This is a genomic window from Rhizobium sp. YTUHZ044 (genome assembly GCF_051123975.1).
Lineage (GTDB): Bacteria > Pseudomonadota > Alphaproteobacteria > Rhizobiales > Rhizobiaceae > Rhizobium.
In genome coordinates, this window is sequence record NZ_CP101426.1 from 4418933 (window position 1) to 4445484 (window position 26552).

Here is a 26552-nt window from a genome sequence, read left to right on the forward strand (position 1 = left end):
GCATTTCAGACGTGACTGCGAGGCTTATTCGCCGCCGCGGTTCTTCAGGGCTGCGCCCAGGATGTCGCCGAGCGAAGCGCCCGAGTCGGACGAACCGAACTGAGCGACGGCTTCCTTCTCTTCCGCAATCTCCAGGGCCTTGATGGACAGCATGATCTTGCGGTCCTTCTTGGAGAAGTTGGTGACGCGGGCGTCGACGACCTGGCCGACCGAGAAACGCTCAGGACGCTGCTCGTCGCGGTCGCGGGCGAGATCGGCGCGACGGATGAAGGACGTGATGTCCTCGTGGTTGACGAGCTTCACTTCAATGCCGCCATCGTTGATGGCGATGACTTCGCAGGAAACAACGGCGTTCTTGCGCAGGTCGCCGGAAGCTGCTGCTTCACCAACAGCATCCTTGCCGAGCTGCTTGATGCCGAGCGAGATGCGTTCCTTCTCGACATCGACGTCGAGAACGACGGCCTTGACGACGTCACCCTTGTTGAACTCCTCGATGACCTGTTCGCCCGGACGGTTCCAGTCGAGGTCGGAGAGGTGCACCATGCCGTCGACATCGCCGTCGAGGCCGATGAACAGGCCGAATTCGGTCTTGTTCTTGACTTCGCCTTCAACTTCAGTGCCGGCCGGATGGCTGCGGGCGAATGCTGCCCACGGGTTTTCCAGCGTCTGCTTGAGGCCGAGCGAGATACGGCGCTTGGACGGATCGACTTCGAGAACGACGACTTCGACTTCCTGGCTCGTGGACAGGATCTTGCCGGGGTGAACGTTCTTCTTGGTCCAGGACATTTCCGAGATGTGGATCAGGCCTTCGATGCCCGGCTCCAGCTCGACGAACGCACCGTAGTCGGTGATGTTCGTAACGGTACCGGAGATCTTCTTGCCTTCCGGATACTTGGCCTGGATGCCATCCCACGGATCGGACTCGAGCTGCTTCATGCCGAGCGAGATGCGGTGGGTTTCCTGGTTGATGCGGATGATCTGAACCTTGACCTGCTGGCCGATGTTCAGGATTTCCGACGGATGGTTCACACGGCGCCATGCCATGTCGGTGACGTGCAGCAGGCCGTCGATGCCGCCGAGGTCGACGAACGCACCGTAATCGGTGATGTTCTTGACGACGCCGTCGACAACCTGGCCTTCTTCGAGGTTCTGAACGATTTCAGAACGCTGCTCGGCACGGGACTCTTCCAGGACCGTGCGGCGCGAAACCACGATGTTGCCGCGGCGCTTGTCCATCTTGAGGATTTCGAAGGGCTGCGGGTTGTGCATCAGCGGGGTCACGTCGCGGATCGGGCGGATGTCGACCTGCGAACGCGGCAGGAAGGCGATCGCACCGTCGAGGTCGACCGTGAAGCCGCCCTTGACCTGGTTGAAGATCACGCCTTCGACGCGCTCGCCGGCTTCGAACTTGGCTTCGAGCTTGATCCAGCTTTCTTCGCGGCGAGCCTTCTCGCGCGACAGAACGGCTTCACCAAGCGCGTTTTCGATGCGCTCGACATAGACTTCGACTTCGTCGCCGACCTTCAGCGAACCGTCCTTGGCGCGTGCGCCGAATTCCTTGAGCGCGATGCGGCCTTCGACCTTGAGGCCGACGTCGACAACGGCGACATCCTTTTCGATGCCCGTGACGATGCCCTTGGTGACATAGCCTTCAGCCAGATCGTTTTTGGCAAAGGACTCTTCGAGAAGGGCCGCGAAATCCTCGCGAGAGGGAGTTGCTACTGACATAAAATCTCCTGCGTGGCCTTCGATAGCGTCAAGGCCCACGTATGCGCCGGTTGGTTCGTGTTGAATGGGCCTGAACCCAGTCCGCCTTCTCTGACGAAGGCAATCCGGCGCTTGGACGGAATTTCAGGCTGCATTAAAGCGATCCATGCGTCTGAGCATGCAAAATCGCTTGAATTTAGGCATTTCGGTTCAAGACCGCATCGATGATCGATTGAGCGGCTTGAAACGCGGCCTCTATACTCATTTCCGACGTATCAAGCAAGTGCGCATCATCAGCTGGTTTCAAAGGGCTGTCGGCCCGCCCCATGTCGCGTTCGTCGCGCCGCTTGACGTCTTCGAAAATCGCCTCCAAATCCGCCGTCGCCCCCTTGCCCAGGATCTCGTCGTAACGGCGTCTGGCGCGCACCTCCGGCGACGCCGTCACATAGAGCTTGACCGGCGCATCCGGGCATACGACCGTGCCGATATCGCGCCCATCGAGCACCGTGCCCGGCGTCTTTGCCGCAAACCGGCGCTGCGCCTCGACCAGCGCCCGGCGCACCGCCGGCATGACGGCGATTTTCGAGGCGGCTTCACCGATCTCGTGTCGGGAAAGTATATCGCGATTCAGTCCGGCGAGTTCAACCTCCCGCGCGATCTTTTCGGCCACCGCCTCGTCGTCGAGCGGCAGGCCGGCATCGAGCAGCGCCTTGGCCGTTGCGCGGTAGGTCAGCCCCGTGTCGAGATGGTGAAAGCCGTATCGTTCAGCGATAAGACGCGAAAGCGTCCCCTTGCCGGCCGCCGCCGGGCCGTCGATGGCGATGGTGAAACTCTTTGTTGCCATGGGATCAATCCTGCAATGATGCGCCGTGTGGCGCCAAAGGGGTCGTCTTGCGCGGATGCGGCTGGAACAGCTGGAAGCTGGCGGTGGCTGCGGCGCAGAGCCATGCATCCCGTAATCCTCTGTAACTGCAGCACATTTCTTCCGAAGCGTCGGCCTGGCCGGCTGCTGCCTTCGCCCGCTTCTTCTACTGCCGCGGCTCGTTACCACAAACACCATGAGCGGTCATCCGTCTGCAGGCCAAAACGCCCGCGCCGAGATGATAAAGTTTGGCTTTGACATGGGAAGCCACAGCGATTAAGGGGACCGGCTTATAAATTCCGATGGAACGCCGGCTTGCACGGCATTTTGCCGAATCGCGGATTCGGCCATTCTCACGAGGCTTATAGTGGCGAAAGCGGAACTTGGAACCAAGCGCACCGATCCGGAAACCGGCAAGAAGTTTTATGATCTGAACCGGGATCCGATCGTTTCCCCTTATACCGGCAAGTCCTATCCCCTGTCCTTCTTCGAGGAAACCTCGGCGATCGCTGAGGTTGCCGAAGAAGACGAGGTCGCGGAAGTCGATACCGAAAACACCGAAGTCGAACTGGTTTCGCTTGAGGATGCCGACGACAGCGCCTCTGGCGACGACATTCCGGACATGGGCGACGACGATGTCGAAATCGAAGGCGACGACGATGACGACACTTTCCTCACGCCCGACGAAGACGACGACGATGACGACATGAGCGACATCATCGGCGTGACCGGCGACGAAGACGAAGTCTGATCGGACAAATGCCGGCCCGGACAACAAAAAAATTCCGGGTCGGTTTTTTTGGGCTTGCTATCTGCGAAAACCGCAAGTAAGAAGCCGCCACTCCAGAGGGAACGCCCTCCGGAGCATCCCAGGACCGGCCATGCCGGACCGCCTTGATGGGGCTATAGCTCAGCTGGGAGAGCGCTTGCATGGCATGCAAGAGGTCAGCGGTTCGATCCCGCTTAGCTCCACCAGCCTACGCTCTTCGAGCTTCGGCTTGGCAAGCCGGAAGGCTTGACGGGACGAGGGCGAGAAGGAGGCGGAGGCTGCCGCGACGTAGTTGCGAAGCAACGTAGGCGGGCTGTGATCCTTCCATGAAATATGTCTACATTCTCAATAGTGTCGAACTTCCGGATCGCTATTACGTTGGCGTGACGGGCGACCTGAAGTCGCGTCTGGCAAAACATAATGCCGGAGAAGTTTCTCATACCTCGAAATACGCCCCTTGGTCTCTCAAGACCTATCTCGCCTTCTCCGACGAAGCGCAGGCCTTTGCCTTTGAGAAGTATTTGAAGTCGGCTTCCGGCAGAGCATTCGCAAAGAAAAGACTCTAGCCGCGCTCACGCCACCCCCGGCAGACCGTTCCCACAGCCTGCCGGCGCCTTCCGCCTCACATCTCCACGATCGCTGCCGTCACCCGTTTCACCACCGGCAGCACCAATAACAGCACCGGAAAGGCGATGGCCCAGGAGAGGACCCAAGCGGATGGCCACATGGCAAGTGCAGCTGCGGTCAGGCCTTGCGCTCTGACGATGCTGATTGCGGAGACGACTGATGTCATCAGCAGCGAGAGGATGAGCGGCATGACGATCGCATTGTAGCGCTTGGGGAGTTTGCCTTTGGGCATTTTGATCTCCGTAAGATGCCGATCGAACAATCGCGCAGCGCCGATCGGCGGTTGCGCGTTGATTGACGTAAACGCTTACGGAGCTTCGGTCTGAAGCGACGCCGTTTTATGATCGAAAGAATCTTTTCGCGCAAGCGTGGCCCCGGCCAAATCCTCTTTGCCAATTCCTCAACGAACAGGATTTATCCTTGCTGCAAGAATCTCAGTGATTCGCCTTCAGGATCCCCAATGACCAGAGCAAGACGCCGCCGTATCATTCGTACACGACGAACCCTGACCGGGCTCGCCCTCGTCGGTTCGATTTCATTTCTGGCCGGCATGACCGATGCGACCGGGCTGCTGCTGACCGGCGATTTCGTCTCCTTCATGACGGGGAATACGACGCGGGCCGCACTCGCGCTGGGCCAGGGCAATCTTTATCATGCGGCGGTGCTGATCTCCGCCATTCTCGTTTTCGTGCTCGGCAATGCGACCGGTATCGTCATCGCCCATGTCTCCGAGCGGCGCATCTTCGTCGTTCTCGGCTGCGTCGGGGCCGTTCTGGCGCTTGCTTCGATGACGACGGCTGAGAGCCTGATGCTGGTGCGGTTCTACATGATCGTTTGTTCCATGGGCATGGTGAACGCCGCCGTCGAACATATCGAAGGCCTGCCGATCGGCCTGACTTATGTCACAGGCGCACTGTCGCGTTTCGGCCGCGGCATCGGCCGCTGGATTATCGGCGATCGCCGTGTCGAATGGACGATCCAGCTCGTCCCCTGGGGCGGCATGATGCTCGGCGCGATCGCCGGTGCCGTCCTGACCCGGCTGACCGGCGCCCATGCCTTGTGGCTGGTCTCCATCTTTGCCATGGCGCTGGCGCTTGTCGCCATGTTCATTCCCCGGCCGCTTCAGCGGCGCTTCAACCAGAAGCTCGCGCCGCATCACACGGGCGCCCTGCGCTAGCGATAGGACCGTCGCAACCGCCGAATCGGATAGGAAGGGCGCGCGCCCATCCTCAAGGAGTAGGTCTTGTTCGTCATTTCCAAGCTTGTCTGGATTTTTGCCCAGCCGCTGTCGCTGGCATTCCTTCTCGTCTTCTTCGCCTTTGCCGCCGGACTTCTGCGCTGGCACAGCTCAAGCGTCCTCGGCGCGATGGCTTCAGCCCTCATCCTCTTCATCACGCTCTACACCACGGCCGGCAACCTTCTGATGCAGGGGCTCGAGCAGCGCTTCGCCAAACCTGCCGCCGATCCCGACAGCCTGCAATGCATGATCGTGCTCGGCGGCGCCTTCGAAAACGAGGTGAATACGGCGCGCCACGGCATTGAATTCAATCCTGCCGCCGACCGCTTCATCGAAGCGCTGCGGCTCGCGCAGAAGTTTCCGCAGTCGCGCATTCTGATCTCGGGCGGCGACGGCTCACTCTCGGGCATTTACGAAGGCGATGCGGCGGCATCCGAGCGCTTCTTCCCGCTCTTCGGCGTCAGCAAGGATCGCCTGATCGAGGAGCGGCAATCGCGCACCACCTTCGAAAACGCCGTCAATACAAAAGAAGTCCTCGCGGGCCACGGCCTTTCCCAGTGCCTGCTGATCACCTCGGGCTTCCATATGCCGCGTTCCGTCGGCATCTTCCGTAAGCTCGGCATCGACATCGTGCCCTGGCCGACCGACTATCGCACCGACGGGCAGGTTCGGCTGAACCTGGATTTCACTCAGCCGAACCTCAACGCCCAGAATATGGCAACGGCGATCCGCGAATGGTACGGCCTGGTCGGCTACTATCTCGCCGGCCGGACGTCGGAGCTTTATCCGCGCTAAGCTTATTTCTTCGAGATGGTGACGAATTTCGTGCCGCGCACACGCGCGGTCACGATGCAGGGATCGCCTTCGGTGCGGTCGCAGAAACGCGGATGCATCTTCATCGCCAGCACCATGTTGCCGAAGCGCTGGACGAAGTCGTAGCCGTAGATCTGTGCCGTCGCGATCATGAAATAACCGCCTTCGGCGACCTGCAGATAGAAATTATAGGTGCAGCCGTCGTCGTTGCATTGCGGCCCCTTCTGCCCGTCGCAGGTCAGCTGGCCCTCATTGACCACGGCGTCGATCAGCCCGTCATTGTTGATGTCCTGCCGGGTGATGAAGCCGTCGGCGAATTCGGCCGCCTTGCACTGTTCCTGGAAATGCTTCTTCTCGTAGATCTCGGGGTCCGAGATCAGCGATTGCTGGGCAAGCGCGGCAACCGGCATGGTAAACAGCAGGACGATGTTGAGAACGGCGAGCACCAGCGTTTTCACGGGCTTTCCTCTTTTGGACGAAGGCTCTGAAGCCAAGGCATGTCGCCTAAAACCATGCAGCGGTTTCGGGATACGACATACATCGAATAAAGACTGATGCTTTATCGCCGCGCCGCCTTGCGCCGCCCTTGCCGCCATGGTTCTTTCCGGAAACTGTTCGCCGGCTCCGGGGTCCGCATGTCCTTGCTCGTCTATCTCGATTATGCCGGCATTGCGCTGTTTGCCGCGACAGGCGCGCTCGCCGCCTCGCGCAAGCAGCTCGATCTGATCGGCTTTCTGTTTTTTGCCATGGTCACGGGAACCGGCGGCGGCACCGTGCGCGACATCGTGCTCGGCCGTGTACCGGTCTTCTGGGTGCTGAACCCTGCCTATATCCTCGTCTGCTGCATCATGGGCGTGATTGTCTTCTTCACCGCCCATCTGCTGGAATCGCGCTATCGCCTGCTGATCTGGCTGGATGCGATCGGCCTTGCCGCCTATTGCGTTCTGGGTGCCGCCAAGGGACTTGCCGCTACCGGCTCGCCGACCATCGCGATCGTCACCGGCACACTGACGGCGACCTTCGGCGGCATCCTGCGCGATCTGATGGCAAACGAGCCTTCGGTGCTGTTGCGGCCGGAAATCTATGTGACGGCGGCGCTGGTCGGGGCCGGCGTGTTCACGCTAGCCAATGCGTTGGGAATGCCGCTCTATCTCGCCTCCGGCTGCGGCGTTGTGGCGGCCTTTGCCGTTCGCGGCGGCGCCCTTTGGTTCGGCTGGACCTTCCCGATCTACAAACACAAGCCCGGGCGGCATCCCGACGATGTGATGTGAGCCTTTTGGGCGCCGTCAGCCTTGCTTGGCTCGCAGGCGGATCACCACGTCGACATGAGCGATCTCCAAACCTTCGGGCGGCTCCGGCAGATTGCCAATCGTCAGGTTGCTGACGGGAATGTCGAGCACCTCGTTATGGCCTTCGATGAAGAAATGGTGGTGGTCGGAAACATTGGTGTCGAAATAGGTCTTCGCGCTCTCGACGGCGAGAACGCGGATGAGACCGGCTTCGGTGAACTGGTGCAGCGTGTTATAGACGGTCGCCAGCGAAACCGGCACCCCGGCGGCAACCGCCTCCTCATGCAGTTCCTCGACGGTCAAATGCCGGTCGCCCTTGGCAAACAGGAGGTCGCCGAGCGCGACGCGCTGGCGTGTAGGGCGCAGGCCCGCGCCGCGCAGCCTTACCTCTATTGCGATCGGGAGTGCACCCGTCATCAACACCAACTCCGATTATTCCTGCATAAAGCAATCATGTTTCTTCAAGCGGTATAACTTTTGCATCGGAGCCTTTCAATAGTTCAGTGGGGACAAGAGCCTGACAAACGCGGCAAAAACGGGCTTTTGATGCAAATAGGTCTGGTCGCAGCTCTGGCCTTCCTGTATGCGACCACCAAATAATGGCGTAAGCCTGGTCCAAACCGATGAATGAAGCTGCCTTGCTTGTGCTTCATTTTCTGAAGAACTTGGACTACACGTTCACATCCATCGGCTTCACGCGGGGGGAAAAAGAAATTTTATGACCACCAGACAGTCCAGCTTCTCGTATGAAGAACTCATCGCTTGCGCCCATGGCGAGCTGTTCGGACCCGGTAATGCGCAGCTGCCGCTGCCGCCCATGCTGATGGTTCACCGCATCACGGACATTTCCGAAACGGGCGGCGCCTTCGACAAGGGCTATCTCAGGGCCGAATACGATGTACGCCCCGACGACTGGTATTTTCCCTGCCATTTCGAAGGCAATCCGATTATGCCGGGCTGCCTCGGCCTCGACGGCATGTGGCAGCTGACCGGTTTCTTCCTGGGCTGGCTTGGCGAGGAAGGTCGCGGCATGGCGCTTTCAACCGGCGAAGTGAAATTCAAGGGCATGGTCCGGCCGCATACGAAGCTGATCGAATACGGCATCGACTTCAAGCGCGTCATGCGCGGTCGCCTCGTGCTCGGCACGGCCGATGGCTGGCTGAAGGCGGATGGCGAGACCATATACCAGGCGTCCGACCTTCGCGTCGGTCTATCGAAAGACAAGACCGCCTGAAACCGCATTTCGAGCGGCTGACGAAAACAACAAAGGTTTGATCAGATGAGACGGGTAGTTGTCACGGGTCTGGGTATCGTTTCCTCGATCGGAAGCGATGCGGCCGAAGTCACCGAATCCTTGCGCCAGGCAAAGTCGGGTATCTCCTTTTCCAACGATTTCGCCGAACACGGCTTCAAGTGCCAGGTCTGGGGCAGCCCCAAGCTCGGCCAGGCGGAACTTGGCGAACTGGTCGATCGCCGCGCCATGCGCTTCCTGTCGCAGGGCGGCGCCTGGAACCATGTCGCCATGAAGCAGGCGATCGCCGATTCCGGTCTGGAAGAGACGGACTACGCCCAGAACGAGCGCGTCGGCATCATCATGGGATCCGGTGGCCCGTCCACCCGCACACTCATCGAGGCGGCCGAGATCACCGTAAAGAACCACAGCCCGAAGCGCATCGGCCCCTTCGCCGTGCCGAAGGCGATGTCGTCAACCGCATCGGCCACACTCGCCACCTGGTTCAAGATCCACGGCGTCAACTATTCGATCTCGTCGGCCTGCTCGACCTCGGCGCATTGCATCGGCAATGCCACTGAAATGATCCAGTGGGGCAAGCAGGACATGATGTTTGCCGGCGGCCACGAAGATCTCGACTGGACGATGTCCAACCTCTTCGACGCGATGGGGGCCATGTCCTCCAAATATAACGACACGCCCGATACTGCCTCGCGCGCCTATGACGTCAACCGCGACGGTTTCGTCATCGCCGGCGGCGCCGGCGTGCTGGTGCTGGAGGAGCTGGAGCACGCCAAGGTCCGCGGCGCCAAAATCTACGCCGAAATCGTCGGCTACGGCGCCACCTCTGATGGTTACGACATGGTCGCTCCCTCGGGCGAGGGCGCTGTCCGCTGCATGCGCCAGGCGCTTTCCACCGTCAAAGGCGATGTCGACTATATTAACACCCACGGCACATCGACGCCGGTCGGCGACAGCAAGGAAATCGGCGCCATCCGCGAGGTGTTCGGCACCAAGATCCCGCATATCCAATCGACCAAGTCGCTGACGGGCCATTCGCTCGGTGCGGCCGGCGTGCAGGAATCGATCTATTCCCTGCTGATGATGCAGCAAGGTTTCATCGGCGAAAGCGCCCATATCGCCGAGCTCGATCCCGAATTCGAAGGTGTGCCGATTGTGCGCAAGCGAATCGACAATGCGAAGATCGATATCGCTCTCTCCAATTCCTTCGGCTTTGGCGGGACGAACGCCACGCTCGTCTTCCAGCGCTATAACGGATAACAACATGACTGGAATCATGCAGGGTAAGCGCGGCCTCATCATGGGCGTCGCAAACAACCATTCGATTGCCTGGGGGATTTCAAAAGCGCTCGCCGCACAGGGGGCGGACCTCGCCTTCACCTATCAGGGCGATGCGCTCGGCAAGCGCGTCCGGCCGCTGGCCGCCGAAGTCGGCTCGGATTTCGTGCTGCCTTGCGACGTCGAGGACATCACTTCCGTCGATGCCGTGGTCGACGCGCTCGGCGAGCGCTGGGGCAAGCTCGATTTTATCGTCCATGCCATCGGCTTCTCGGACAAGAACGAGCTGAAGGGCCTCTACGCCGATACGACGCGGGAGAATTTCAGCCGCACCATGGTCATCTCCTGCTTCTCCTTCACCGAGATCGCCAAGCGCTGCGCTCCGCTGATGGAAGGCAGTGGCGCGATGCTGACACTGACCTATAACGGCTCGACGCGCGTCATTCCGAATTACAATGTCATGGGTGTCGCCAAGGCGGCGCTCGAGGCTTCGGTGCGTTATCTCGCTGCCGATTACGGCCCGCGCGGCATCCGCGTCAACGGCATTTCCGCCGGCCCGATCCGCACGCTGGCCGGCGCCGGAATTTCGGACGCGCGCGCGATCCTCTCCTGGAACCAGCGTAATGCGCCGCTGCGCAAGACCGTGACCATCGATCAGGTCGGCAGCTCGGCGCTCTACCTGCTCTCCGACCTCTCCGCCGGCGTCACCGGCGAAATCCACTTCGTCGATGCCGGCTTCAACATCACCTCGATGCCAACGCTGGAGACCCTGCGCAACGCCGACGTCGAATAAACGCCGCTGATTGAAATTCAATGGCCGTGCGCATCCTCTGCGCACGGCCTTTTGTTTTGCGGGTAAGAACTCGGGGTCGAAGCGGCCTGAGCCTTATTTCTTCGCCCACAGAACCTTGAAGCGGGCATTGCGGCAGGTTTCGCCGCTTTCCCTGAAGTTCGCTGCCAGAACAGGCTCATAAGGCAGGCCGCGATTGGCGACCAGCATCAGCCTGCCGCCGCCGCGAACGGCGGAGGCGGCTGTCTTGATCATCGCCTGGCCGAGCGATGGCTCGGCGGCATGGCCCTCGTGAAAGGGCGGGTTCATGATGACGAGGTCGTATTTGTCCTTGACCGGCTCGCCCGCCAGATCGTGCCAGAAGAAGCGCGCTGGCGCGTTCGGGCAGTTCTCCGCCAGGTTACCCCGCGCGGCCTCCAGGGCCGCGTGATTGGCCTCATAGAGGTCAAGGCGGGCCAGCCCGCGCGATCTCTGTGCCATCTCGACCGAGAGATAGCCCCATCCGGCGCCGAAATCTGCGACGTCGCCGGTAAAATCCTGCGGCAGGCGCGAGGCGAGCAGTTCCGATCCGGCATCGATCCGATCATGCGAGAACATGCCGGCTGTCGCATGGAAGCGATTATCGACGCGCACCGGCGCCTTTGCCAGTTTGGAGATGATGCCGCCGGCCTCGGCCGGCCGTCCGAACCAGAAGGCGACGCCGTGATATTTCGGCATGTGGTCGATGGCGAGGCCGAAACCTTCCATCCGCTTGCGCAGCGGCTGGACGCCGTCTTCCTTGGCGCCGGCGACGACGATCAGCCCGCCGGCCCGTGTGCGGGCGATCGCGGCGGCGAGGTTGGCCTCGTTCTCGCCTTTGTGCTTGGTGCAGAGCACGAGTGCTGCGTCATAGTCCTCGCCGTCGATCTCAGGTGTGGCTTCGATCCGCTGCGCCAGCAGCTGGCGGTAGAGCGGCCGGAAGCCCTGGACGGCGCTGAGCGAGGCGGCAAAACCTTCCGGCAGCGCAAAGCCTGCTTCGGCGCCGAGAAAGAGCACACGCTCGCCTTCGCCGGGCGTCTGGATTGTACCGCTGGCAAACGGATGGAATAGGGTCTTCAACGTTTCGCGGCTCATCGGTCTCGTCTCATTTAGAATAGAAAAGGGGCGCGGAAGATTCCCGCGCCCGGAAAAGCTCTAAAGCTGGCGGAGGCGGCTTATTCGGCCGCTTCTTCCTTCTTCTTCTCGTTCGGGATCTCCTGGCCGGTGGCCTGGTCGACAACCTTCATCGACAGACGAACCTTGCCGCGTTCGTCGAAGCCGAGCAGCTTGACCCAGACCTTGTCGCCTTCCTTGACGACGTCAGTCGTCTTGGCGACGCGCTCGGAAGCGAGCTGCGAAATATGAACGAGGCCGTCGCGGGCGCCGAAGAAGTTGACGAAGGCGCCGAAGTCGGCGGTCTTGACGACAGTGCCCTCATAGATCTGGCCGATTTCAGGCTCGGCGACGATCGAGTGGATCCACTTGCGCGCCGCCTCGATTTCCTTGCCGGAAGAGGAGGCGATCTTGACGGTGCCGTCGTCCTCGATGTTGATCTTCGCGCCGGTCTTTTCGACGATTTCGCGGATGACCTTGCCGCCGGAGCCGATGACTTCGCGGATCTTGTCGACCGGGATGTTCATCACTTCGATGCGCGGAGCGAATTCGCCGAGCTGGCCGCGGCTTTCGGTGATGGCCTTGGCCATTTCGCCGAGGATATGGGCGCGACCGCCCTTGGCCTGGCCGAGAGCGACCTTCATGATCTCCTCGGTGATACCGGCGATCTTGATGTCCATCTGCAGCGAAGTGATGCCATCGGCCGTACCGGCAACCTTGAAGTCCATGTCGCCGAGATGATCTTCATCACCGAGGATATCGGAGAGGACGGCGAAGCGATCGCCTTCCAGGATCAGGCCCATGGCGATACCAGCGACCGGCTTCGCCAGCGGGACACCGGCATCCATCAACGCCAGCGACGTGCCGCAGACGGTTGCCATCGAGGACGAGCCGTTGGATTCGGTGATCTCGGAAACGACTCGCAGCGTGTAGGGGAACTGCTCCGCCGACGGCAGCATCGGACGAATCGCACGCCATGCGAGCTTGCCGTGGCCGATCTCGCGGCGACCCGGGGACCCCATGCGGCCGGTCTCACCAACCGAGAAGGGAGGGAAGTTGTAATGGAGCAGGAAGCGCTCCTTGTACATGCCGGTCAGGCTGTCGACATACTGCTCGTCTTCTCCAGTGCCGAGCGTGGCAACCACGATCGCCTGCGTTTCGCCGCGCGTGAAGAGCGCCGAGCCATGCGTGCGCGGCAGAAGGCCGACTTCCGAAACGATCGGACGAACAGTTTCAAGGTCGCGGCCGTCGATGCGGCTCTTGGTGTCGAGGATGTTCCAACGGACGATCTTGGCCTGCAGGTGCTTGAAGATCGCGCCGACTTCTTCGGCCGTATACTTGGCTTCGCCTTCCTCGGGGAGGAAATGCGCCTTGACCTTTGCCTTGACGGCGTCGACGGCGGCGTAGCGGTCAGCCTTCTGGGTGATCTTGTAAGCTTCGCGCAGTTCTGCTTCGAAATGCTTCAGCATCTCGCCTTCGAGCTCGGAATAGTCTTCCGGTTGGAAGTCGCGCGGCTCCTTGGCGGCGACTTCGGCGAGCTTGATGATCGCGTCGAGAACCGGCTGGAAGCCTTTGTGGCCGAACATGACGGCGCCGAGCATGACGTCTTCGGGCAGTTCCTTGGCTTCGGACTCGACCATCAGCACGGCGTCGTAGGTGCCGGCGACGACGAGGTCGAGGCTCGACTCATCCATCTCGTCGAGATGCGGGTTGAGAACATATTCGCCGTTGATGTAGCCGACGCGCGCGCCGCCGACCGGGCCCATGAAGGGAACGCCGGAAAGCGTCAGCGCCGCCGAAGAGGCGATCATGGACAGGATGTCAGGATTGTTTTCAAGGTCGTGCTGGACGACGGTGACGACGACCTGGGTGTCGTTCTTGTAGCCTTCCGGGAAGAGCGGGCGGATCGGGCGGTCGATCAGGCGGGAAACGAGAGTCTCGTTTTCGCTCGGACGGCCTTCACGCTTGAAATAGCCGCCGGGGATCTTGCCGGCTGCATAGGTCTTTTCCTGGTAGTTGACGGTGAGCGGAAAGAAGTCCTGCCCGGGCTTCGGCGCCTTGGCAGAGACGACGGTGGCAAGAACGACGGTCTCGCCGTAAGTGGCGAGAACCGCACCGTCGGCCTGACGGGCGATCTTGCCGGTTTCGAGCTTCAGCGGGCGGCCGGCCCACTCGATTTCCACTGTGTGTGTATCAAACATATCTTGTCCTTCAATGCGGGAGCACGCGCCATCGCCGATTTCAGGGCGCAGCGCACAGTCGACCGCAATCAATGTGACGTATCACGGGCAAGACAACGGGAGGCTTTTCATCGGCAGTTTCTCGAACGTGAGAGTTCCTGAGAAACTTGGGCCAAAGCCTTGGAGAGCTTTGGCCGAAAGCATCCGGCAATCCTGCCCCATGACAGGTCAGCGGTTGGTTTGGCAGAACCGGCCCATCCGGGTCTGCCGGTCGTTCCACCGCATGAGATAGGGCGCGGGCGGAACATTTCATCGGGAGCGTCGTCCCGAAACAGATCCGGCGGACGCTTAAAAGCGCCCGCCGGATAATTTTAGCGGCGGATACCCAGGCTGTTGATCAGCTTGGAATAGCGGCCTTCATCCTTCTTCTTGAGATAATCAAGAAGCGAGCGGCGGCTCGAAACCATCGTCAGCAGGCCACGGCGGGAATGGTTATCCTTCTTGTGGTCTTTGAAGTGTTCGGTCAGGTTGTTGATGCGCTCGGTCAGGATCGCGACCTGGACTTCCGGAGAACCGGTATCGCCTTCGGCGGTTGCGTATTCCTTGATCAGCGCAGCCTTGCGCTCAGCAGTGATCGACATCGGACGTTCCTTTCTATGAGAGGAGAAGACGTCGCCAAAAGCCGGGATGTCGTCCAGCTTTGGCCGTGAATGCGAGCAGGCGGACCTGACGCTGGCGCTGCCTATAAACCAAATATGCAGCGATGGAAAGAGGGGGCTCCCGCAGCCGCTTTCAACGGCCGGCCATGGCGTCCCGGATCATCGCATCATAACCGCCGGGATCCTGCAGCATGGCGAAATGGCTGGCATCCTTGAGGATGACAAGTTTTGCGCCCGGGATCTCCTTTGCCATCATCTCCGTATGGTCGAGCTTGACGGCTTCATCGTGATCGCCGATCGCAAGCGTGACGGGTACGGTGATCTTTCCAAGGTCCGCCGCCGTCCAGTTCGGCTGCGTCGCCCACATCTGAGAGATCTGGGTGACGAAGGCCTCGTATTCGGTCGGCGTCGGCGAAAGCTTTCTGTACTGGTCACCGGCAACCTCGATATAGTGGCTGAAGGTCTTGTTCTCCAAAACGTCGCCCTTAACGCCGTCCGTCGTGACGTTGGCCGCCTGAGCGATAACGCGGGTCAGCTTTTCCGGATGGTTCATCGCCATGTCGATGCCGATGATGCCGCCGTCCGACCATCCCACGAGCGTCACCTTGTCGATCTTCAGATAGTCGAGAAGGGCAACGTAGTCCGAGGTCATCAGATCGTAGCCGAAAGCCTGCCCGCTACGTGTCGACCGGCCGTGACCGCGGCTGTCGGCGACGATGACCAGATGATCCCGAGCAAACTCCGCGACCTGATGACCCCAGACGTCGGCATTTCCAAGACCGCCATGGATGAAGAGGATCGGATCGCCTTCACCATATTCGGCGTAATACATCTTGATGTCGTTCACATCAGCCATGCCGCTCGTCTTCGGCGTGGGCATTGAAGGAAAGGCGGGAAGCTCGGCCCATCGTTCGGTGGCTTGGGCGCCGGCAACGATCAGGAACAACGAAAAGAACGTCAGTACTTTCGCGATTCTACGCATGGTTTTCCCCTCGAGCCACCATGGCCCAAGGGCAAGGATATCGTATCGCTACCGCCTGACAATCGTCAGTGGTACGGATTCAGGCGAAAACCCGCTTCGGTCGAAACTCGCCCTGGCCGATTTCGCCGATCGCGATCAGCCTGCCGCGTGCCGTCGCATAGGCTTCGCTTTCGGCAATCGGCGCATCGCGGCCGCGCACCAGGATCGGATTACCCATCTTCAGCCGGTGCGCCTGGTCGTCGTTGATGACGAGATGGGGCAGGGCCGACAATGCTTCGCAGGTGTCGATCAGCAGCGCATCGAGGGCGGCGAGCCGCTCATCCATATCCTCGATCGATTCCAGCGCCACGAGGTTTGCGAGCGGAACCATGACCTCTTCCGAAAAGGGCGCGACAAAAGTGCGCCGCAGCCCTGATATATGTCCGTAGCAGCCGAGTTCGCGGCCAAAATCGCGGGCAAGCGCCCTGACATAGGTGCCCTTGCCGCATTCCACTTCGAAATGCGCGGTATTGGCGTCCGGGCAGGCAAGCAGGGTCAGCCGGAAGATTTCCACTTCCCGCGAGGGGATCTCGACGGCTTCGCCGTCGCGCGCCAGGTCGTAGGCGCGTTCTCCCGCTATCTTGATGGCGGAAAACTGCGGCGGCACCTGGCTGATGGTGCCGATATATTTGGGCAGGATATCGCGAATCTGCTGTTCGCTCGGCCGCTTGTTCGAACTCTCAGTGACCTCGCCTTCGAGATCGTCGGTGGCGCGCTCCTCGCCCCAGCTCACCGTGAATTCATAGATCTTCCGGCCGTCCATCACATAGGGAACGGTCTTGGTTGCATCGCCGAGCGCGATCGGCAGCATGCCGGAGGCCAGCGGATCGAGCGTGCCGGCATGGCCGGCCTTCTGCGCCTTATAGAGCCACTTGATCTTGGAAACGGCTTCCGTCGAGCCGAAATCCACCGGCTTGTCGAGAATCAGCCAGCCGGAAATCGGTCGGCCCTTGGGTTTGCGTGGTTTGGACATCAGTCTCTTCTGTTACTGTTCGTCGTTGTCGCCATCGAGATCTCGGCTCACCTCGGGCGAACGCAGCAGCTCGTCGATCTTCTTGTAATTGTCGAAGCTGGTGTCGTCGCGGAAGCGCACCTCCGGCATGTATTTCATCTGCCGAAGCTGGGGCCCGAGCCGGCCGCGGATGAACTTCGCATGGCGGTTCAACGCCTCGATGACGATGCTGTGGTCGGAAACGCCGAGCGGCGTCACATAAGCCGTGGCGATCTTGAGATCGGGCGACATGCGCACTTCGGAGATCGAAATCACGGTCGCCTCGATGATGTCGTCACGCACTTCACCGCGCTGCAGCACCTGGGTGATCGCGGCGCGGACTTGTTCGCCAACGCGCAGCATGCGCTGCGAAGGCGCGGAGGATGTTGGTCTGGTCATTGTTATCTCTGTTTGCCGATGCGGCTGGGAATCGAACCCGTCAAAGGAGAGCGTCCATGACTCTTTTGGCCGAAAAGGTCAAGCCGGCAGATAGAAAAGCCACCCGCCGGAGAGCGGATGGCTTTTGTCAAGCTGCTGTAACGCCGAGGATCAGAGCGTGCGTGTGATATGTTCGACGCGGAAGCACTCGATGACGTCGCCGACGCGCATGTCTTCGTAGTTTTCGAAGGCCATGCCGCACTCCTGGCCCATCGGCACTTCGGAGACTTCGTCCTTGAAGCGCTTGAGGGTCTTGAGCTTGCCTTCGTGAACGACGACGTCGTTGCGGATGAGGCGCACACCCGCCCCGCGCTCGACCTTGCCTTCGACAACGCGGCAACCGGCCACCTTGCCGACCTTGGTGATGTTGAACACCTCCAGGATTTCGGCATTGCCGATAAAGGTCTCGCGCCGTTCCGGAGACAGGAGGCCCGACATCGCTGCCTTCACGTCATCCACGAGGTCGTAGATGATGTTGTAGTAGCGGATCTCGATGCCCTGGCGTTCGGCGAACTGGCGTGCCTGCGCATTGGCGCGAACGTTGAAGCCGATGATGGCCGCGTTCGAGGCTTCGGCGAGCGAAATATCCGACTCGGTGATGCCGCCTGCGCCCGAATGGACGATGCGGGCACGGACCTCGTCGGTGCCGAGCTTTTCCAGCGCGCCGGCAATCGCTTCGATCGAACCCTGCACGTCGCCCTTGATGACGAGCGGGAACTCCTTGATGCCGGTGCTCTGCATCTGCGTCATCATCTGTTCCAGCGAACCGCGCTGTCCCGACTGGCGGGCAGCCGCCTTGTCGCGGGCAAGACGCTGACGGTATTCCGAGATTTCGCGGGCGCGGCTTTCGCTCTCGACGACGGCGAACTTGTCACCCGCCTGCGGCGTGCCGGAAAGGCCAAGCACTTCGACGGGCATCGCCGGCGGTGCTTCCTTCATATGCTCGCCCTTGTCGTTGACGAGCGCGCGCACACGGCCCCAGACATCGCCTGCGACGATGATCTGGCCCGGCTTCAGCGTACCGTTCTGAACGAGAACCGTGGCAACCGAGCCGCGGCCGCGGTCGAGCTGAGCTTCGATGACGGTACCTTCCGCGGTGCGGTTCGGATTGGCCTTGAGGTCAAGGATTTCCGCCTGCAGCAGAACGGCTTCGAGCAGCTTGTCGAGGTTCTTGCCTGTCTTGGCCGACACTTCGACGTCAAGCGTTTCACCGCCCATCGATTCCACGAAGACTTCGTGCTGCAGAAGCTGGTTGCGCACCTTCTGCGGATCGGCTTCGTGCTTGTCGATCTTGTTGATCGCCACGATGATCGGAACACCGGCCGCCTTGGCGTGATTGATCGATTCGATCGTCTGCGGCATGACGCTGTCGTCGGCTGCCACGACCAGGATCGCGATGTCGGTCGCCTGCGCGCCGCGGGCACGCATCGCCGTGAAGGCGGCGTGGCCGGGGGTGTCGATGAAGGTGATCTTCTGGCCGTTCTGTTCCACCTGATAGGCGCCGATGTGCTGCGTGATGCCGCCGGCTTCGCCGGCAACCACGTTGGCATGGCGGATGGCGTCGAGCAGCGAGGTCTTGCCGTGGTCGACGTGGCCCATGATGGTGACGACGGGCGGACGCGAAACGCGGTCGCCTTCGACATCGGCGATGTCAAAGATGCCGAGTTCGACGTCGGATTCAGAGACACGCTTGACGGTATGGCCGAATTCGCCGGCGATGAGTTCGGCAAGGTCGGCGTCGATGACGTCGCCCGGCTTCATCATCTGGCCTTCCTTCATCAGGTACTTGATGACGTCGACGGCGCGTTCGGACATGCGCTGCGACAGTTCCTGAATGGTGATGGTCTCCGGCAGGACGACTTCGCGGGAAATCTTCTCGCGAGTCTCCTGCATCTGGCTGCGGCGGAACTTCTCCTGCCGGCGGCGCATCGCCGAAAGCGAACGGCTGCGGCCGGCGTCCTCACCGTCGACGTCGGCGGTGGTGATCGTCAGCTTGCCGCGACGGCGCTCCTCATCCGTTTTCGGACGGGTCGTCACCGGTTTTGCAGGTTCGGGGCGAACGACGCGGCCGCGCGCCGGACCGCTGCGCGAAGCGCCACGGTCGTCATCGTCGCCGTCATTGCGACGGCCGCGCACGCCAGCTGGCGCGCCGGGCGCCGGGCGAGCGGCTGCTCCGTCGGCATCGGGCCGGCGTGCTGCCGGCGCGGGTGCTGCCGGGCGCGGGGTCGTGTTCGGGCGAGCCTCGGCCGTAGCGGGAGCCGGCGCTGCAGCAGCGGCTACCGGTTCGGCGGCGGCAGCGGCGGCCGCTTCGGCCTGCAGGGCTGCCTCTTCGACGGCTCTGCGTGCGGCTTCCTCCGCTTCAGCTGCCTTGCGGACAGCCTCTTCGGCGGCGCGGCGCTTTTCTTCCTCGGCGCGGCGGATCGCATCTTGGGCGTCACGCGCCTGAGATTCGGCGAGCGCACGGCGGCGCGCATCCATTTCCTCAGGCGACAGATGGTTCAGCACGACAGGGCGCGGGCGATCGTTCGGACGCGGCTGCTGATAGGACTGCTGCGGACGCTGGTTGGCTTGGCTGCCGCCGGGCTGATGAATCCGCGGTGCCGGCGTCGACTGCTGCGGACGCGCCTGAGCAGGTGCCGGCGCCGGTTCGGCTGCGCGAACCGGAGCTGCGGGGGCTGCAGGCGTGATCGGCTTTTCGTCTTCCGGGCGCATCGGGCGCCGCTTGCGGGTCTCGACCACGACCGCCTTGGTGCGACCCCGACCCATATCCTGGCGAACGGTGCCCTGGCTCATCCCCGATGGTTTCAGGGTGAGCGTCTTCTTGCCCGTTACGCTGAGTGTCTTGTCGTCGTTACTATCGGTCATTCGTTCCCGTTCCTTCGGACAGGGAGCGATGACTAGATCAGACCCTGTCGTTCAAATACTGTCGATCAATGAGAATGAGACCGGCCGATGCCGGTGACCGCCTCATTGTTGTTGCCGGCCAGCGCCGCCCGCTGCCCGGGACTGACCGCCAATACGGTACTGTTCGAGCATCTTTGCGCGCTTCACTACACCCTCACCCGCCTGCCCTGCAAGCACTGCGGCATGGATAAAAGCATTCTGGCCCATCAGGCCTTCCATTTCGCTCTCCGAGAAGAAACGGTAGGAAGGTATCTCCTCCTCGGTCTCCATTCCGAGGTGCCAGGCCTTGCGGGCCTGGTCGATTTTTCGCACTCCATCATCCGCTGCGTCAGTGGCGTGAAACACCGCAAGGGCTGCTCCACTTCTGACTGCGGCATCCACTTTCGAGGCGCCGCTGACGAACTGGCCGGCCTTGCGCGCCATGTTCATCATCTGCATCACTTGCGCCGCCAGCAGCCGGTCGACGCTCGCGCCGAGATCGTCTGCTGCCTTCACTTCCGTTTTCAGCGCCCGGGCGAACAGCTTTTTCGCCACCGCCCTGTCGACCAGCGACCGGTCGGCCTTCACCCAGCAGCCGCGCCCCGGAAGCTCGCGCTTCAGGTCGGCGACGACGGTTCCGTCGGGAGCCGCGACGAAGCGGATCAGCTCTTCCGGCGATCCGCTTTCGCGCGTCACGATGCACATGCGTCCGTTCACGTCATACCCTGCAAGATCGTCGTCCTCAGGAAGAACGTTCGGCTCATGCGCGGTCATCATGCTTCCTGTTCGGCTTCGGTGACCTCTTCCTCGGTCCCCTTCGCCAGGTCCTCTTCGGTGATCCAGCCGGCCGCGAGGCGGGCCTGCACGATCATCTGCTCGGCCTCGACACGCGAGACGTCGAACTTCGAGAACAGTCCTTCGAATTTTTTCGTTTCGCCGTTCTTGCGTTCCGTCCAGCCGACGAGGTCATCGGCCGCACAACCGGCAAAGTCCTCGATCGTCTTGATGCCGTCCTCGCCGAGCGCCACCATCATCTGGGCGGTCATGCCGTCGATCTGGCGCAGCTCGTCCTCAACGCCGAGCGCCTTGCGCTTCTCGTCCATCTCGGCTTCGAGACGCTCGAGGAATTCGCGGGCGCGCTGCTGGATTTCCTGCGCCGTCTCTTCGTCGAAACCGTCGATCGAGGAGATTTCGTCGAGATCGACATAGGCAAGTTCTTCGACGGCGGCAAAGCCTTCCGACGCCAGAACCTGGCCGACCATCTCGTCGACGTCGAGCGAATCCATGAACAGGTTGGTGCGCTCGTTGAATTCCTTCTGACGGCGTTCCGATTCCTCGGCCTCCGTCATGATATCGATATCCCAGCCGGTCAGCTGCGAAGCGAGGCGGACGTTCTGGCCGCGGCGGCCGATCGCAAGCGACAGCTGCTCGTCGGGAACGACGACTTCGATGCGCTCGGCGTCCTCGTCGAGAACGACCTTGGCCACTTCCGCCGGCTGCAGGGCGTTGACGACGAAGGTCGCCGGGTCCTGGCTCCAGGGGATGATGTCGATCTTCTCACCCTGGAGTTCGCCGACGACGGCCTGGACGCGCGAGCCGCGCATACCGACGCAGGCGCCGACCGGATCGATCGAGCTGTCGTTCGAGATCACCGCGATCTTGGCGCGCGAACCCGGATCGCGGGCGACCGACTTCACCTGGATGATGCCGTCGTAGATCTCAGGCACTTCCATGGTGAAGAGCTTCACCATGAACTGCGGATGTGTGCGCGACAGGAAAATCTGCGGACCGCGCTGCTCCCGACGGACATCATATACGTATGCACGGACGCGATCGCCATAGCGCACGTTCTCGCGCGGGATCATTTCGTCGCGGCGGATGATGCCTTCACCACGGCCGAGATCGACGATGACGTTGCCGTATTCGACGCGCTTGACGGTGCCGTTGACGATTTCGCCGACGCGATCCTTGAATTCGTCGAACTGGCGGTCGCGCTCGGCTTCACGCACCTTCTGCACGATCACCTGCTTGGCGGACTGTGCGGCGATGCGGCCGAAATCCATCGGCGGCAGCGGATCGGCGATGAAATCGCCAAGGGCTGCGTCCGGATTGCGGTCGCGGGCAAGCTCCAGCGGGATCTGCGTCGAATAATCCTCGGCCTTGTCGACCACTTCGAGCAGACGCTGCAGACGGATTTCACCGGTCTTCGGATTGATGTCGGCCCGGATGTTGGATTCGGTGCCGTAACGGGAGCGCGCCGCCTTTTGGATGGCATCGGCCATTGCGGCAAGCACGATCTCCCGGTCGATGACTTTTTCGCGCGCCACTGCATCTGCGATCTGCAGAAGTTCGAGCCGGTTCGCACTGACTGCCATTGTCTTGTTTCTCCGTCTTTACTCCAGGGTTCCCGTCCCTGTAGCGGTCTGTTGATCGGTTATTCCTGGTCGTCTGCTTCGTTCTGGTTCGCGGCCTGCGCTTTCGCCAGCTTGTCGGCGCGCAACGCATCGCGGATCAGATCGTCGGTCAGAATGAGCTTCGCATCGCTAAGCGCCGTGAAGGGAATGACGACCTTCTGCTCTTCCCCATAGGCGACCTGGTCACGCTCGAGCGTGAATCCATCGGCGTCTGCTTCGACGATCTTGCCGCGGAAGCGTTTGCGGTTGCCGATCATGATCGACGTTTCGCACTTTACAAGGTGGCCCTGCCAGCGGACGAAATCGGATTTCCGCACCATCGGACGGTCGATGCCGGGCGAAGACACCTCGAGATGATACTCTTTATCGATCGGATCTTCCACATCGAGGACGGGAGAAATCGCCATCGAGACTTCTTCGCAGTCCTGAACCGTCATCGTGCCGTCATTGCGCTCGGCCATCACCTGCATCGTGGCGCCGTTCTGGTTCAGCATGCGCACGCGGATCAGCCGGAAGCCCATGCCGACGAGAACCGGTTCGATGATATCGGCAAGACGCTGGTCGAGCCCGGTTTCGGTAATCAGCCGCGGCTCAAGTTCGTTGTCTGCGTTTGTCATGTCCGACAAGCGGCGCTCCTCGCAATTTCAAGCTGTTCAGGCGATCGAGCTAATAAAAAAGAGCGGGTCCTTGCGGCCCACTCTTCATCAAGCGATCAAGAATTTGAGAGCCATATAGTCGGGTTTTTCCGGAATTGCAAGGTCTGAGAGCGATTCCGCCAATTCATGCCGGGCGAGGAGAACGGACCTATGGCCAGCGATCGTCTTCCGCATATATTGCCGTTGGCACACAATAACAAAAGCGGGAGACATCGTGGGCTATACATCGTCGACACTGGCGCCCTTGCGGCACGATACCTACCGCACCATCTGGTTCGCCAGCCTTTCCTCGAATTTCGGCGGCCTGATCCAGGCGGTGGGTGCCGCCTGGATGATGACGACGATTACCGCCTCGGAGGACATGGTCGCGCTGGTGCAGACCTCGACAGCGCTGCCGATCATGCTGTTTTCACTGATATCGGGGGCGTTGGCCGATAATTTTGATCGCCGCCGGGTTATGCTGACGGCGCAGTGCATGATGCTGACGGTTTCGGCGTTGCTGACGGCGTCGGCCCTTCTTGGTTGGGTCACGCCCTGGCTGCTGCTCTTCTTCACCTTCCTGATCGGCTGCGGCACGGCGCTCAACAACCCCTCCTGGCAGGCCTCCGTCGGCGATATGGTGCCGCGCGCCGATCTGCCCGGCGCCGTCACGCTGAACAGCATGGGCTTCAACATCACCCGCAGCGTCGGCCCGGCGATCGGCGGCGTCATTGTGGCGGCAGCGGGTGCCGCCGCGGCCTTTGCGGTTAACACCGCAAGTTACCTCGCCCTGATCTGCGCCCTGCTGCGCTGGCGCCCGAGCACGCCCGTCTCCACCCTGCCGCGCGAAGCGCTCGGCAGCGCCATCTTCGCCGGCCTGCGTTATGTCTCGATGTCGCCCAATCTTGAAAAGGTCCTCGTGCGAGGGCTGGTTTTCGGCATCGGCGCGAGCTCGATCCTGGCGCTGCTGCCGGTCGTCGCCCTCGATCTCGTTGCCGGCGGTCCGCTGACCTATGGCTTCATGCTCGGCGCCTTCGGCATCGGTGCGATCGGCGGTGCGGTGCTGAGTGCGAGAATTCGCCAGGCGCTGTCCAGCGAGACGATCATCCGCCTGGCCTTTGCCGGTTTCGCGCTGAGTGCCGTCATCGCCGCCTACAGTCCGAGCGCCGTGCTGACCTCCGCCGGCTTGCTCGTCTCCGGCGCCTGCTGGGTCTCGGCGTTGTCGCTCTTCAACACCATCGTGCAGCTGTCGACGCCGCGCTGGGTGGTCGGCCGCGCGCTGTCGCTCTACCAGACCGTCACCTTCGGCGGCATCGCCGGCGGCAGCTGGCTCTGGGGTGTCGCCGCCGATCGCTATGGGGTCGCCGATGCGCTGCTGATGTCATCTGTTGTCATGCTGCTCGGCATTGCGATCGGCCTGCGCTTTTCCATGCCGGCCTTCGCCTCGCTCAATCTCGATCCCTTAAACCGCTTCACTGCGCCGGCCTTGAGCCTCGACATCACCCCGCGCAGCGGCCCGATCGTCATTCAGGTCGACTACCAGATCGCCGACGACGACCTGGCGGAATTCATGGCGCTGATGGGCGAGCGCCGCCGCATCCGCATCCGGGACGGCGCGCGCAACTGGGCGCTGATGCGCGATCTCGAAAATCCCGGGCTGTGGACCGAGACCTACCATACGCCGACCTGGGTCGAATATATAAGACACAACCAGCGGCGCACGCAGGCCGACGCCGAAAACATCGACCGGCTGCGCGCGCTCCACCGCGGCGAAGGCCCGCCCCATGTCCACCGCATGATCGAGCGCCAGGCCATCCCGCCAGACGACGATGTCTTCCACAAGGCGCCGATCGATCTGCATCATTGAGACCAGCCATGCACAGTTTCAGGATTGCCCACCGATCCGATCTCGCCGCCATCGTCCGGCTTCTCGCCGATGACGATCTCGGCGCCGCCAGAGAAATTGTCTCCGATCCCGTTGACGCGCGTTATCTCTCGGCTTTCGCGGCGATCGAGGCGGATGCCAACCAGCTGCTGGCTGTCGCAACCGACGCCTCCGACCAGGTCGTCGGTTGCCTGCAGCTGAGCTTTCTTCCCGGCCTCTCCCGGACCGGCATGTGGCGCGGTCAGATCGAAAGCGTCCGTGTCGCAAGAGAGCTTCGCGGTTCGGGTCTCGGCGCGCAGTTCATCGAATGGGCGGTCGCCCAATGCGTCGAGCGCGGCTGCGGCCTCGTGCAGCTGACATCGGACAAAACGCGGAAAGACTCGATCCGCTTCTACGAGAAGCTCGGCTTCGTCGCCAGCCATATGGGCATGAAGCGCAGCCTGTGAAGCCGGCTACTTCAGCTTGCCCTTCATGCTGGCTTCGGGAAAACATGTCGGCTTCATGCCGTTCTTCTCCTGCCACTGGCCGATCGAGCGCCGCGTCTTGTAGCCCGGCAATCCGTCGGAACCGCCGACGTCATAACCCTGGCGCTCCAGCGCCTTCTGCATGGCGGCGACATCCGAACGCAGCATCTTGCCGACATCGCCCCATTCGCCCTCGAAGGTGCCGCCGTTCGAGGCGATGCGGTCGGCGAGATTGCCGATATAGAGCGCGTAGAGGTCGGAGTTGTTATACTCCTTGATGATGTAGAAATTCGGCGTGACGATGAATTCCGGACCGTCGCGGCCGGCCGGCACCAGCATCATCCCTTGAGCCTTCATCTCACCTGAGGGAAAGGCCTTGCCGGAGATGCGCTCAATGCCGAGCGAGGCCCAGTGCGAAAGCGGCTTTGCGAGATCAGGCCCCTCCTGCGCGCAGGAGACCGCTTCGGGTATCGATACCTCGAAGCCCCAGTCACGATCGCGCTGCCAGCCCTTCTTGACCAGATAGTTGGCGATCGAGGCGAGCGTATCCGGCACCGAGGTCCAGATGTTGCGGTGGCCGTCGCCGTCGAAATCCACCGCATATTTCAGATAACTCGTCGGCATGAATTGCGGCTGGCCGAGCGCGCCGGCCCATGAGCTCTTGAAATCGACGGGTGTGACGTCGCCGCCGTCGAGAATGTGCAGTGCCGCCAGCAGCTCGGTACGGAACATCTCCTTGCGCGACGACATGAAGGCCTTGGTCGCCAGTACCTCGATCGCCGAATTCGGGATCTTCGCGGCCCCGAAGCCCGTCTCCCGGCCCCAGATGGCAAGCACGATCGAGCCCGGCACGCCATAGGTCTTCTCGATCCGCTTCAGCGTCGAGCCATATTGCGCGGCAAAGCCGCGTCCCGTTACGGCAAGCCTCTTCAGCCGGTCCTCGTTGAAATAGGGACCGGGCGAGGAAAATTCGGCCTGCGTCTGCTTCTGCTCCTTCGGCGACGGGAAGCCGGGCGGGGCGAGATCGGGCAGGTTCCAGTTCAGCGTGACGCCGGAGAAGGCGGCCCGGAAGGTCTTCTCGGAAATGCCGCCTGTCTTTGCTTCCGGCCAGAGGTCCTTCTGCACCCAGTTTTCGAACTGCGCCTCGACATCGGCTTTGGAAGGGGCCGCGTGGGAAGGGAGGGGAAGAAGCGCGGCTGTTACGGCGAGCGCGAATATTCGAAGCAT

General features: G+C 61.6%; 26 protein-coding genes and 1 tRNA gene. 11 read left to right on the forward strand and 16 right to left on the reverse strand.

Annotation, left to right across the window (positions count from 1 at the left end):
• Positions 1 to 24: 24 nt before the first annotated feature.
• Both rpsA and cmk read right to left on the reverse strand, forming a co-directional pair.
• A complete protein-coding gene (gene rpsA, locus NL154_RS21535) occupies positions 25 to 1728 on the reverse strand; it encodes a 30S ribosomal protein S1 (protein ID WP_210629671.1) in 1704 nt (567 codons plus the stop codon).
• Between the two features lie 175 nt (positions 1729 to 1903).
• A complete protein-coding gene (cmk, locus tag NL154_RS21540) occupies positions 1904 to 2551 on the reverse strand; it encodes a (d)CMP kinase (RefSeq protein WP_210629670.1) in 648 nt (215 codons plus the stop codon).
• Between the two features lie 385 nt (positions 2552 to 2936).
• Between cmk and NL154_RS21545 the strand changes: the two genes are divergently transcribed.
• From NL154_RS21545 to NL154_RS21555, 3 genes are all read left to right on the forward strand, one after another.
• Positions 2937 to 3320 (forward strand): TIGR02300 family protein, encoded by a 384-nt coding sequence (locus tag NL154_RS21545; RefSeq protein WP_434733323.1) that lies wholly within the window; start codon positions 2937 to 2939, stop codon positions 3318 to 3320.
• A 148-nt stretch (positions 3321 to 3468) separates the two neighbouring features.
• Positions 3469 to 3544: transfer RNA gene (locus tag NL154_RS21550), tRNA-Ala, on the forward strand.
• 120 nt (positions 3545 to 3664) lie between these two features.
• Entirely contained in the window at positions 3665 to 3904 is a 240-nt protein-coding gene (locus NL154_RS21555; protein WP_210629668.1) for a GIY-YIG nuclease family protein, read from the forward strand.
• Between the two features lie 56 nt (positions 3905 to 3960).
• Here the strand turns inward: NL154_RS21555 and NL154_RS21560 are convergent, their stop codons facing one another.
• Positions 3961 to 4197, reverse strand: coding sequence for a DUF2798 domain-containing protein (locus NL154_RS21560; RefSeq protein WP_434733324.1), 237 nt, complete (start codon positions 4195 to 4197; stop codon positions 3961 to 3963).
• A 228-nt stretch (positions 4198 to 4425) separates the two neighbouring features.
• Between NL154_RS21560 and NL154_RS21565 the strand changes: the two genes are divergently transcribed.
• Together NL154_RS21565 and NL154_RS21570 are read left to right on the forward strand one after the other, a co-directional pair.
• A complete protein-coding gene (locus NL154_RS21565) occupies positions 4426 to 5142 on the forward strand; it encodes a YoaK family protein (protein ID WP_210629666.1) in 717 nt (238 codons plus the stop codon).
• A 66-nt stretch (positions 5143 to 5208) separates the two neighbouring features.
• Positions 5209 to 5997 carry a YdcF family protein gene (locus NL154_RS21570; protein WP_221156124.1) on the forward strand — a complete coding sequence of 263 codons (789 nt, stop codon included), beginning with the start codon at positions 5209 to 5211 and terminating at the stop codon, positions 5995 to 5997.
• 2 nt (positions 5998 to 5999) lie between these two features.
• Here the strand turns inward: NL154_RS21570 and NL154_RS21575 are convergent, their stop codons facing one another.
• On the reverse strand, positions 6000 to 6473 hold the full coding sequence (locus tag NL154_RS21575) for a hypothetical protein (protein WP_434733325.1): 474 nt from the start codon (positions 6471 to 6473) through the stop codon (positions 6000 to 6002).
• Positions 6474 to 6650: 177 nt separating this feature from the next.
• Between NL154_RS21575 and NL154_RS21580 the strand changes: the two genes are divergently transcribed.
• Entirely contained in the window at positions 6651 to 7286 is a 636-nt protein-coding gene (locus tag NL154_RS21580; protein ID WP_210629663.1) for a trimeric intracellular cation channel family protein, read from the forward strand.
• Between the two features lie 15 nt (positions 7287 to 7301).
• Here NL154_RS21580 and irrA read toward each other — a convergent pair whose 3' ends face one another.
• Positions 7302 to 7721, reverse strand: a complete 420-nt coding sequence (gene irrA, locus NL154_RS21585; protein WP_221156121.1) for an iron response transcriptional regulator IrrA — start codon at positions 7719 to 7721, stop codon at positions 7302 to 7304.
• Positions 7722 to 8022: 301 nt separating this feature from the next.
• On the opposite strand from irrA, the gene fabA reads away from it, so the two are divergent.
• From fabA to fabI, 3 genes are read left to right on the forward strand one after another with little or no spacing between them, the layout of a single operon-like run.
• Positions 8023 to 8538 (forward strand): 3-hydroxyacyl-[acyl-carrier-protein] dehydratase FabA, encoded by a 516-nt coding sequence (fabA, locus tag NL154_RS21590; protein WP_020920068.1) that lies wholly within the window; start codon positions 8023 to 8025, stop codon positions 8536 to 8538.
• Positions 8539 to 8583: 45 nt separating this feature from the next.
• Entirely contained in the window at positions 8584 to 9816 is a 1233-nt protein-coding gene (fabB, locus tag NL154_RS21595; RefSeq protein WP_434733326.1) for a beta-ketoacyl-ACP synthase I, read from the forward strand.
• A gap of 4 nt (positions 9817 to 9820) precedes the next feature.
• Positions 9821 to 10627 carry an enoyl-ACP reductase FabI gene (gene fabI / locus NL154_RS21600; RefSeq protein ID WP_210629660.1) on the forward strand — a complete coding sequence of 269 codons (807 nt, stop codon included), beginning with the start codon at positions 9821 to 9823 and terminating at the stop codon, positions 10625 to 10627.
• A gap of 93 nt (positions 10628 to 10720) precedes the next feature.
• Here fabI and NL154_RS21605 read toward each other — a convergent pair whose 3' ends face one another.
• The 10 genes from NL154_RS21605 to rimP form a co-directional block, all read right to left on the reverse strand.
• A complete protein-coding gene (locus NL154_RS21605; RefSeq protein WP_434733327.1) occupies positions 10721 to 11737 on the reverse strand; it encodes a class I SAM-dependent methyltransferase in 1017 nt (338 codons plus the stop codon).
• A gap of 80 nt (positions 11738 to 11817) precedes the next feature.
• Complete coding sequence (gene pnp / locus NL154_RS21610) at positions 11818 to 13956, reverse strand: polyribonucleotide nucleotidyltransferase (protein ID WP_011423507.1); 2139 nt, start codon at positions 13954 to 13956, stop codon at positions 11818 to 11820.
• Positions 13957 to 14306: 350 nt separating this feature from the next.
• A complete protein-coding gene (gene rpsO, locus NL154_RS21615) occupies positions 14307 to 14576 on the reverse strand; it encodes a 30S ribosomal protein S15 (protein ID WP_009997779.1) in 270 nt (89 codons plus the stop codon).
• Between the two features lie 151 nt (positions 14577 to 14727).
• The gene (locus NL154_RS21620; RefSeq protein ID WP_210629658.1) at positions 14728 to 15576 is read right to left on the reverse strand and encodes an alpha/beta fold hydrolase; all 849 of its coding nucleotides are present in this window, start codon (positions 15574 to 15576) and stop codon (positions 14728 to 14730) included.
• A gap of 79 nt (positions 15577 to 15655) precedes the next feature.
• Positions 15656 to 16588 (reverse strand): tRNA pseudouridine(55) synthase TruB, encoded by a 933-nt coding sequence (gene truB, locus NL154_RS21625; RefSeq protein ID WP_221147660.1) that lies wholly within the window; start codon positions 16586 to 16588, stop codon positions 15656 to 15658.
• Positions 16589 to 16600: 12 nt separating this feature from the next.
• On the reverse strand, positions 16601 to 17005 hold the full coding sequence (gene rbfA / locus NL154_RS21630; RefSeq protein ID WP_009993666.1) for a 30S ribosome-binding factor RbfA: 405 nt from the start codon (positions 17003 to 17005) through the stop codon (positions 16601 to 16603).
• A gap of 150 nt (positions 17006 to 17155) precedes the next feature.
• The gene (infB, locus tag NL154_RS21635; protein WP_210629656.1) at positions 17156 to 19909 is read right to left on the reverse strand and encodes a translation initiation factor IF-2; all 2754 of its coding nucleotides are present in this window, start codon (positions 19907 to 19909) and stop codon (positions 17156 to 17158) included.
• A gap of 102 nt (positions 19910 to 20011) precedes the next feature.
• Positions 20012 to 20704 carry an RNA-binding protein gene (locus tag NL154_RS21640; protein ID WP_210629655.1) on the reverse strand — a complete coding sequence of 231 codons (693 nt, stop codon included), beginning with the start codon at positions 20702 to 20704 and terminating at the stop codon, positions 20012 to 20014.
• Positions 20701 to 22302 (reverse strand): transcription termination factor NusA, encoded by a 1602-nt coding sequence (nusA, locus tag NL154_RS21645; protein ID WP_064693309.1) that lies wholly within the window; start codon positions 22300 to 22302, stop codon positions 20701 to 20703. The genes NL154_RS21640 and nusA overlap by 4 nt, the downstream gene beginning before the upstream one ends.
• Before the next feature lie 59 nt (positions 22303 to 22361).
• Positions 22362 to 22967: a ribosome maturation factor RimP gene (rimP, locus tag NL154_RS21650; RefSeq protein WP_088396888.1), complete on the reverse strand. Its 606-nt coding sequence runs from the start codon at positions 22965 to 22967 to the stop codon at positions 22362 to 22364.
• 244 nt (positions 22968 to 23211) lie between these two features.
• Here rimP and NL154_RS21655 point away from each other — a divergent pair, with 244 nt between their 5' ends.
• Positions 23212 to 24843 (forward strand): MFS transporter, encoded by a 1632-nt coding sequence (locus NL154_RS21655; protein ID WP_434733328.1) that lies wholly within the window; start codon positions 23212 to 23214, stop codon positions 24841 to 24843.
• 8 nt (positions 24844 to 24851) lie between these two features.
• Positions 24852 to 25307 (forward strand): GNAT family N-acetyltransferase, encoded by a 456-nt coding sequence (locus tag NL154_RS21660; protein WP_210629652.1) that lies wholly within the window; start codon positions 24852 to 24854, stop codon positions 25305 to 25307.
• A gap of 6 nt (positions 25308 to 25313) precedes the next feature.
• Here NL154_RS21660 and NL154_RS21665 read toward each other — a convergent pair whose 3' ends face one another.
• The gene (locus NL154_RS21665) at positions 25314 to 26552 is read right to left on the reverse strand and encodes a lytic murein transglycosylase (protein ID WP_434733329.1); all 1239 of its coding nucleotides are present in this window, start codon (positions 26550 to 26552) and stop codon (positions 25314 to 25316) included.